The sequence below is a fragment of the Streptomyces sp. BE303 genome (assembly GCF_036290945.1).
Classification (GTDB): Bacteria; Actinomycetota; Actinomycetes; order Streptomycetales; family Streptomycetaceae; genus Kitasatospora.
Genome location: NZ_JAQYWZ010000647.1, coordinates 1 through 10,030, shown reverse-complemented (window position 1 = coordinate 10,030; position 10,030 = coordinate 1). Strand labels below are relative to the sequence as shown.

Annotated in this window: 2 protein-coding genes; both read left to right on the top strand. The window is 77.1% G+C overall.

Features of this window, described 5'->3' with window-relative positions; all coding sequences use genetic code 11:
• Positions 1-3,472: SDR family NAD(P)-dependent oxidoreductase (locus PUR56_RS15285; RefSeq protein WP_329949322.1), on the top strand; the 3,472-nt coding region annotated here is incomplete at its 5' end.
• 79 nt (positions 3,473-3,551) lie between these two features.
• On the top strand, positions 3,552-10,030 hold a 6,479-nt coding region (locus PUR56_RS15280), incomplete at its 3' end, for a type I polyketide synthase (protein WP_329949321.1).

Here is a 10,030-nt window from a genome sequence, read left to right as displayed (position 1 = left end):
CCCCACCCCCCACCACCTCCAGATCCGCACCACCACCCCCGACACCACCCACCACCGCACCCTCACCATCTCCTCCCGCCCCGAACACACCACCACCTGGACCCTCCACGCCACCGGCACCCTCACCACCCCACCACCGGCCACAGGGGCGGACCTGGTCGGCTGGCCGCCCCCGCGGGCCGAGGCGGTGGACCTGGACGGCCTCTACGACCGGTTCGCCGAGGCCGGCTACGGCTACGGCCCCGCCTTCCGGGGCCTGACCGCCGCCTGGCGACGCGACGACGAGGTGTTCGCGGAGATCGCGCTGGACCCGCGCCAGCACGCCGACGCCGCCGGCTGCACCGCGCACCCGGCCCTGCTGGACGCGGCGCTGCAGGCCAGCGCGCTGCTGACCGGTCAGGACGGGCAGGCCCGGCTGCCGTTCAGCTGGACCGGGGTGAGCGCCCACGCGAGCGGCGCGACCTCGCTGCGGGTCCGCGTGTCGGCGGACGGCCCGGAGGCGGTGCGGCTCGACGCGTACGACCTGGCGGGCCGCCCGGTCCTGACGGTGGACTCGCTGGTGCTGCGCCCGGTGGGAGCCGGCGCGTTCGCACCGGCGGCCGACGGGGACCGGCTGTTCCGGCTCGACTGGCAGGCCGTCGGCGGCGGGCCGGTCGGCTCCTGGGTCCCGCTCGACGCGTTCGACCCGACCGGCGGCGAGGAGCCCGTTCCGCCCGTGCTGTTCGCCGACTGCCCGACCGGTGACGGCATCGGCGCGGACGACAGCGGTACGGACCACGGCGGTACGGGCGGCGGTGCCGACGCCACCGGGAGCACCGACGGGCCCGATCCGGCGGCCCGGCTGCACCGCGCGGTCGCAGGCGCCCTCGCGCTGGTCCGGAACTGGCTGGCCGAGGAGCGGTTCGCCGACTCCCGGCTGGTGCTGCGCACCGTCGGCGCGGTGCGCACCCGCCCCGGCGACCGGCCGGTGGACCTGGCCCAGGCGGCGGTCTGGGGCCTGCTGCGCAGTGTGCAGAACGAGCACCCGGACCGCTTCGTCCTGCTCGACACCGAGCACTCCGGCATCCTGCCGAGCTCGCTGCCGCCCGAGGGCGAGAACCAGCTCGCCCTGCGCGGCTCGGAGTTCCTGGTGCCGAGGCTGGCCGCCGCGGCGCGCCCGGAGCTGCTGACACTCCCGCCGGACGAGCCGCTCTGGCGGCTGGAGGCCACCGGTGACGGCACCCCGGAGGGCGTGGCGCTGCTGCCGTACGTGCCCGCGCCGCTGGGCGCCGGCGAGGTACGGATCGCGGTCCGCGCGGCGGGCATGAACTTCCGGGACGTCGCGGTGACCCTCGGACTGACCCCGGACCAGCAGGGCCTGGGCAGCGAGGGCGCGGGCGTGGTGCTGGAGGTCGGCGCCGAGGTCACCGACCTGGCGCCGGGTGACCGGGTGCTCGGGATCTTCGGCTCGGCCTTCGGCCCCCGGGCGGTGGCGGACCGGCGCACGGTGGCGCGGATCCCGGACGGCTGGTCGTTCGCGCAGGCCGCCTCCGTGCCGGTCGTCTACCTGACCGCCTACTACGGCCTGTTCGACCTCGGCGGCCTGCGCCACGGGGAGTCGGTGCTGGTCCACGCGGCGAGCGGCGGAGTGGGCCTGGCGGCCGTCCAGCTGGCCCGGCACGCCGGGGCCGAGGTCTTCGGCACGGCGAGCGAGCACAAGTGGGGGGTGCTGCGCGAGGCCGGTCTGCCGGACGGACGGCTCGCCTCCTCGCGCACGCTGGAGTTCGCCGACCGGTTCCTCGCGGCCACGCTGGGACGCGGGGTGGACGTGGTTCTGAACTGCCTGGCGCGGGAGTTCGTGAACGCCTCGCTGCGGCTGCTGCCGGGCGGCGGGCGGTTCCTGGAGCTCGGCAAGACCGACATCCGGTCGGCCGAGCGGATCGCGGCCGACCATCCGGGGGTCGGCTACCGGGCCTTCGACCTGATGGAGGCCGGCCCCGAGCGGATCGGCGAGATGCTGACCGAGATCCTGGCGCTGTTCGACCGCGGCGTACTCACCCCCCTGCCGCTGACCTGCTGGGACGTCCGCGAGGCGCCGCAGGCCCTGCGGCACCTGAGCCAGGCCCGGCACGTGGGCAAGAACGTGCTGCTGCTGCCCACCCCGCTCGACCCCGAGGGCACGGTGCTGATCACCGGCGGCACCGGCACGCTGGGCCGCCTGGTGGCCCGGCACCTGGTGACCGGGCACGGCGTGCGCCACCTGCTGCTGGCGAGCCGGCGCGGGCCGCAGGCCGAGGATGCCGGGGCGCTGGTGGCCGAACTGGCCGAACTGGGCGCGCGGGCCACGGTGGCGGCCTGCGACGTCGCGGACCGCGGCGCGCTGGCCGGGCTGCTGGCGGGCGTGCCCGGGGACCGTCCGCTGACGGCCGTGGTGCACGCGGCCGGCCTGCTGGACGACGGGCTCGCCGAGTCGCTGACGGACGAGCAGCTGTCCCGGGTCCTGCGGCCCAAGGCGGACGCGGCGATCGCGCTGCACGAGCTGACCGCCGACGAGGACCTGGCGGCCTTCGTGCTGTTCTCCTCCGGCGCCGGCCTGCTCGGCACCCCCGGGCAGGCCAACTACGCGGCGGCGAACGCCGTCCTGGACGGCCTGGCGGTCCGGCGCGGGGCCGAGGGGCGGCCGGGGCTGTCCGTCGGCTGGGGCCTGTGGGAGGAGCGCAGTGCGCTGACCGAGCGGATCGGCGGCGCCGAGCTGCGCCGGATGGCCCGGGGCGGGGTGGGCGCGCTCTCCTCCGCCGAGGGCCTGGCGCTGCTGGACCTGGCGCTGGCCGGCCCGCACCACTACCTGCTGGCGGCCCGGGTCGACCGGACGGCGCTGCGCGCGGACGGGCCCGCGCTGTGGAGCGGGCTGGTCCGCCGTTCCAGGCCGCGGGCCGCGGTGGCCAGGCCGGACGGGCAGGCCGCGAGCGGTCTGCTGGAGCAGCTCGCGACGCTGAGCGCCGCCGAGTCGCACCGGCTGCTGCTCGATCTGGTGCGCGGTCACGCCGCCGCCGTCCTCGGGCACTCCTCGCCGGAGCGGATCCGGCCGGCCCGCCCGTTCAAGGAGATCGGTTTCGACTCGCTGACCGGCGTCGAGCTGCGCAACCGCCTCGTGACCGCGACCGGGGTCCGGCTGCCGGCCGCCATGGTCTTCGACTACCCGACGCCGGAGGCGCTGGCCCGCCGGCTGGCGGCGAAGGCCGCCGAGCGCTCCCCCGCCACGACCGCCGCGGACCCGGACGCCCTGCTCGCCGGTCTGGAGCAGTGGGAGGCCATGCTCGCGACGCTCGACCCCGAGGCCCCGGTCCGCGAGGAACTGGCGCGCCGGCTGCGCGAGGTGCTGGCGCGCACGGCGGAGCGCCCGCCGGCCGGGGCAGCGAGCGCCGACGCCATCGTCGCCGCGACCGACGACGAGATCTTCGCCTATCTCGACCAGCAGTTGGAGGGGCAGTGAGGCCTCCGCGCCCGACGGCGCGCGCACACGCCCCCGCGCAGGACTCCCCCCTCCTCAAGACGAAGGTGCAGGAAACCCCGTGAGCGACCAGAAGCTGCGCGACTACCTCAACCGCGTGACCATCGACCTCCAGCAGACCCGGGAGCGGCTGCGCGAGGCCGAGGCCAAGAGCCACGAGCCGATCGCCATCGTCTCGATGAGCTGCCGCTTCGGCGGCGGGGTGAGCACCCCGGAGGACCTCTGGGAGCTGCTGGCCGCCGACCGGGACGCGATGACCGGCCTGCCCGGCGACCGGGGCTGGGACCTGGGCGCGCTCGCGGCCGGCGGTTCCCCGGCGCGCGGCGCGTTCCTGGACGACGCGGGCGGCTTCGACCCGGCGTTCTTCGGGATCAGCCCGCGCGAGGCGGTCGCCATGGACCCGCAGCAGCGGCTGCTGCTGCTCGCCTGCTGGGAGGCCGTGGAGCGGGCCGGCATCGACCCGCACGCGCTGCGCGGCAGCTCCACCGGCGTCTACGTGACCGCCGTGGACCAGGGGTACGGCACGCTGGGGCAGAGCGCCCCGGAGGCCGTCAAGGGCTTCCTGATGACCGGCAACGCGATCAGCGTGCTCTCCGGCCGGGTCTCGTACGCGATGGGTCTGGAGGGCCCGTCGCTGAGCGTGGACACCGCCTGCTCGGCCTCGCTGGTCGCCCTGCACCTGGCCGCCCAGGCCCTGCGGTCCGGCGAGTGCTCGCTGGCCCTGGTCGGCGGCGCCAACGTGATGGCCCTGCCCGGCGCCTTCCTGGAGATCGCCCGCCAGGGCGGGATGGCGGCGGACGGCCGGTGCAAGCCGGTCGCGGCGGCCGCGGACGGCACCGGCTGGGGCGAGGGCGTCGGCGTACTGCTGGTCGAACGGCTCTCCGAGGCGCGGCGCAACGGCCACCCGGTGCTCGCCGTGCTGCGCGGCTCGGCCATCAACCAGGACGGCGCCAGCAACGGCCTGACCGCCCCCAACGGCCCCTCCCAGCAGCGGGTCATCCAGGCCGCGCTGGCAGACGCCGGTCTGTCCGGCGCCGACGTCGACGTGGTCGAGGGGCACGGCACCGGCACCACGCTCGGCGACCCGATCGAGGCGGACTCGCTGCTGGCCACCTACGGGCAGGGGCGCCCGGCGGACCGGCCGCTGTGGCTGGGCTCGCTGAAGTCCAACATCGGCCACACCCAGGCCGCGGCCGGTGTGGCGGGCGTGATCAAGATGGTGCTGGCGATGCGGCACGGGGTGCTGCCGCGCACCCTCCACGTGGACGCGCCCACCCCGCACGTCGACTGGTCGGCGGGGGACGTGGAGCTGCTGACCGAGGCACGGGACTGGCGGCCGGAAGGGCGCCCGCGCCGGGCCGGCGTCTCCTCCTTCGGGATGAGCGGCACCAACGCGCACGTGGTGCTGGAGGAGGCCCCGGCGGCGGAGCCCGCGCAGGCCGCGCCCGCCGGCCGGCCGGCGGCGGTGCCGTGGCTGGTCTCCGGGCAGAGCCCGGAGGCGCTGCGGGCCCAGGCGGCCCGACTGGCCGCGCACCTCTCGGCCCGCCCCGAGCTGCGTCCGGTGGACGTCGGCCGCGCGCTGGCCACCACCCGGTCGGCCTTCGAGCACCGCGCGGCGGTGGTGGGCGCGGAGCCCGGCGACCTGCTGCGCGGGCTGACCGCCCTGGCCGAGGACGCCTCCGCGCCGGGCGCGGTGTCCGCCCGCGCGTTCGGCGACGGGCGGGACCGGACGGTGTTCGTCTTCCCCGGCCAGGGCTCGCAGTGGCTGGGCATGGCCCGTGAGCTGCTCGTCGAATCCCCGGTCTTCGCCCGCTCGGTGGCCGACTGCGCCGAGGCCCTGGAACCGCACGTGGGCTGGTCGCTCGTCGAGGTGCTGCGCGACGAGCCGGGCGCGCCGCCGCTGGAGCGGATCGACGTGGTGCAGCCGACGCTGTGGGCGGTGATGGTCTCGCTGGCCGCGCTGTGGCGCTCGTACGGCGTCGAACCGGCCGCCGTGGTCGGCCACAGCCAGGGCGAGATCGCCGCCGCCGTGGTGGCGGGCGCGCTGAGTCTGGCGGACGGCGCCAAGATCGTCGCACTGCGCAGCCGGCTCCAGCGGCCGCTGTCCGGCACCGGCGCGATGGCCACGGTGAACCTGCCGGCCGCGCGGGTGCGCGAGCGGCTGCGCCGCTGGGAGGGCCGGCTGTCCGTGGCCGCCGTCAACAGCCCGACCTCGGTGGTGGTCTCCGGCGACCCGGCCGAGCTGGCCGAGTTGCTGGCCGCGTGCGAGGCCGAGGGGATCCGGACCCGGCGGGTGGCCGTCGACGTGGCGAGCCACTCGGCGCACGTGGAGAGCGTGCGCGAGGAACTGTTGGCGGCGCTGGCCGACGTACGGCCGCTGGAGGGCCGGGTGCCGTTCCACTCCGCCGTCACCGGCGGGCGGCTGGACGCCGCCCGGTTGGACGCCGGCTACTGGTTCCGCAACCTGCGCGAGACCGTGGACTTCGACGCGGCCCTGCGTTCGGCGCTCGGCCACGACGGCGCGGCGCTGGTGGAGATCAGCCCGCACCCGGTGCTGGCCGTGCCGATGCAGGACGTGCTGGAGGACGTCGGGCACACCGACAGCGTGGTGCTCGGCACGCTGCGCCGTGACGAGGGCGGGCTCGCGCGCCTCCTGTTCGCGCTGGCCCAGGCGCAGGTGAACGGCGTGCCGGTGGACTTCTCGCCGCTCTTCGACGCGCACCCGGGCGGCCCGGTGGAACTGCCCACCTACGCGTTCCAGAACCGCCCGTTCTGGCTGGACACCTCGGCCTCGCCGGTGGCGGCCGCCGACCCGGCCGACACCGACTTCTGGGCCGCCGTGGACCGCGAGGACGCCGACGCGGTGGCGGCGACCCTGGGCGTGAGCGCGGACGGCTGGCGCGAGGTGCTGGCACCGCTGGCCGGCTGGCGGCGCCACCGCCACGACCGGACCGTGCTGGACGGCTGGCGCTACCGGCTCGCCTGGCGCCGCCTGCCCGAGCCCGCGGCCACCGCGCCGCAGGGCACCTGGCTGCTGGTCAGCGGCGCCGGGGCGCCCGACGCGGACCCGGCAGGCGAGCGGCTGGCCGCCCTGCTGACCGCGGCCGGCGCCGAGGTGCTCCCGGTCGTCGTCGACGATCCCTCGGTCGACCGGGACACGCTGGCCGAGCGGCTGCGCGCGGCGCTGGAGGGTCGCCCCCGGCCGACCGGGGTGGTCAGCCTGCTCGGGCTGGACGACCGGGTGGTGCCCGGACTGCCCGCGCTCCCGGCCGGTCTGGCGGCGACCACCACGCTGGTGCAGGCCCTGCTGGAGCTGGACGCCGGGGCACCGCTGTGGTGCCTGACCCGGGGCGCGGTCGCCACCGGCGGAAGCGAGCGGCCGAGCCACCCGCTGCGGGCCCAGGTCTGGGGCCTGGGCCGGGTGGTGGCGCTGGAGCACCCGGCGCTCTGGGGCGGCCTCGTGGACCTGCCGCCCCTCGACGGGCCGTCGGCACGGGACGACGCGCGGGCGGCGGCCGACGAGCGGGCGCGGGACGACGAGCAGGCGCTCGGGCGGCTGCTCGCGCTGCTGGCGGGCGACGGCGCCGAGGACCAGGTGGCGCTGCGCCCGGACGGGGTGTTCGCCCGCCGGCTGGTGCGGGCCGCCCAGGCCACGGCCCGGCGCGACTGGCGCCCGAGCGGCACCGTGCTGATCACCGGCGGCACCGGCGGCCTGGGCGCCCAGGTGGCCCGGCAGCTGGCCCGGACCGGCGCCGAGCACCTGGTGCTGGTCAGCCGGCGCGGCGAACGGGCACCCGGCGCCGCCGAGCTGGCCCGCGAGCTGGGCGTGCTGGGCTGCCGGGTCACCCTGGCCGCCTGCGACCTGGCCGACCTCACCGCGCTGCGCGCGCTGGTGGACGGGCTGGCCGCGGCCGGCGACCCGGTGCGCGCCGTACTGCACACCGCCGCCGCCGTGCAGCTCGGCACCGTCCGGGAGCTCGGGCCCCAGGAACTGGCGGCCACCCTGGAGGCCAAGGCCCTGGGCGCGGCCCACCTCGACGAGATCTTCCGGGACACCGAGCTGGACGCCTTCGTGCTGTTCTCCTCGGTCTCCGGCGCGTGGGGCAGCGCGGACCACGGCGCCTACGCGGCGGCCAACGCCTACCTGGACGCGCTGGCCGAGCACCGGCGCGGCCGGGGCCTGGCGGCCACCTCGATCGTCTGGGGCATCTGGAGCGCGGCCGGCGGCGGGCTGGCCACCACCGAGCTGGAGCGCCAGCTGATGGAGCGGGGCATCCCGTTCCTGGACCCCCGGCTCGCGCTCGCGGGTCTGCAGCGGGTGCTGGACGACGACGAGACGACCGTCCTGGTCGCCGATGTCGACTGGGCGCGGTTCGTGCCGGTCTTCACCTCGGTGCGGCCCAGCCCGCTGATCGCCGAGATCCCCGAGGTCAGGGCGCTGGCGGAGGCAGCCGAGGCCGAGCGGGGCGAGGACGGCGAGGCGGGCGCCGCGCTGCGCCGCGCCCTGCGCGGGCAGTCCGACGCCGAGGTGGACCGGATCCTGCTGGAGCTGGTCCGCCGGCACGCCGCCGACGTGCTCGGGCACGACTCGGTGGACGCCGTCACGCCCACCCGCGCCTTCCGCGAGCTGGGCTTCGACTCGCTGATCGCCGTCGAGCTGCGCAACCGCCTGAACGCGGCCACCGGCCTGCGGCTGCGCACCACCGTGGTCTTCGACCACTCCTCGGCACAGGCCCTGGCCACCGCGCTGCGCGGCGAACTGCTGCTCGACCGGGCGCGGCCGGAGCCCGCGTCGGCCGGCACCGCGGGCGACCCGGACGAACCGATCGCCATCGTCTCGATGAGCTGCCGCTTCCCCGGCGGGATCGACGAGCCGGAGAAGCTGTGGCAGCTGCTGCTGGACGGCGGCGAGGCGATCGGCGCGCTGCCCACCGACCGCGGCTGGCCCGCCGACCTGTACGACCCGGACCCGGACCGGGCCGGCCACTCGTACGTCAAGGAGGGCGGCTTCCTGTACGACGCGGGCGACTTCGATCCGGCGTTCTTCGGGATCAGCCCGCGCGAGGCGGTCGCCATGGACCCGCAGCAGCGGCTGCTGCTGGAGAGCTCCTGGGAGGCGCTGGAGCGGGCCGGTCTCGACCCGGCCGGGCTGCGGGAGAGCCGGACCGGGGTCTTCGTCGGCGTCAACTACCAGGACTACACCTCGATCGCGGCCGCCGGTGCGCCGGAGGGCACCGAGGGCCACCTGGTGGCGGGGGCCGCGGCCTCCGTCGTCTCCGGGCGGGTCTCGTACACGCTGGGCCTGGAGGGTCCGGCGATCACCGTCGACACCGCGTGCTCCTCCTCGCTGGTCGCCCTGCACCTGGCGGCGCAGGGGCTGCGCAGCGGCGACTGCTCGCTGGCGCTGGCCGGCGGCGTGGCCGTGATGGCCACCCCGGGCGTGTTCGTCGGTTTCTCGCGCCAGCGCGGGCTGGCCGCCGACGGGCGCTGCAAGGCCTTCGGCGCGAGCGCGGACGGCATGGGTCTGGCCGAGGGCGTGGGCGTGGTGCTGCTGGAGCGGCTCTCCGACGCGCGCCGCAACGGCCACCCGGTGCTCGCGGTGCTGCGCGGTTCGGCGGTCAACCAGGACGGTGCCAGCAACGGCCTGTCGGCGCCCAACGGGCTGGCCCAGCAGCGGGTGATCCGTCAGGCGCTGGCGAACTCCGGGCTGTCGGCCGCCGAGGTGGACGCGGTGGAGGCGCACGGCACCGGCACCACGCTGGGCGACCCGATCGAGGCGGACGCGCTGCTGGCGACCTACGGGCGGGAGCGGCCCGGGGACCGGCCGCTGTGGCTGGGTTCGCTGAAGTCCAACATCGGCCACACTCAGGCCGCCTCGGGCGTCGCCGGGGTGATCAAGAGCGTGCTGGCGCTGCGTCACGCCGTCCTGCCCAGGACCCTGCACGCGGACGAGCGGACCCCGCACGTCGACTGGTCGGCGGGCGCGGTCGAGCTGCTGACCGAGGCGCGCCCGTGGGAGACCGAGGACGGGCGCCCGCGCCGGATCGCCGTCTCGTCGTTCGGTTTCAGCGGCACCAACGCGCACGCCGTCCTGGAGCAGGCCCCCGAGGAGGCCGTCGCCCCGCCGCGGGAGCGCGCACCCGCCGAACTGCCCTGGCCGGTGTCGGCCAGGAGCGCGGAGGCGCTGGCCGCGCTGGCCGGCCGGCTCGGCGGGCAGCTGCGCGCCACCGGTGGCGATCCGGTGGACGTCGGCCACTCGCTGGCGACCGGGCGGGGTGCCTTCGAACACCGGGCGGTGCTGCTCGGCGGCGACCGGGCGGGCGCGCTGGCGGCGCTGGCCGCCGGCGGCCAGGACCAGCACCTCGTGCGGGGCGTCGCGGACGCCGGCGGCCGTCGGGTCTTCGTCTTCCCGGGGCAGGGCTCGCAGTGGGCCGGCATGGCCGTCGAACTCCTCGACACCGCACCCGTCTTCGCCGAGAAGATGAACCAGTGCGAACAGGCCCTCGCCCCCCACGTCGACTGGTCCCTCACCCAACTCCT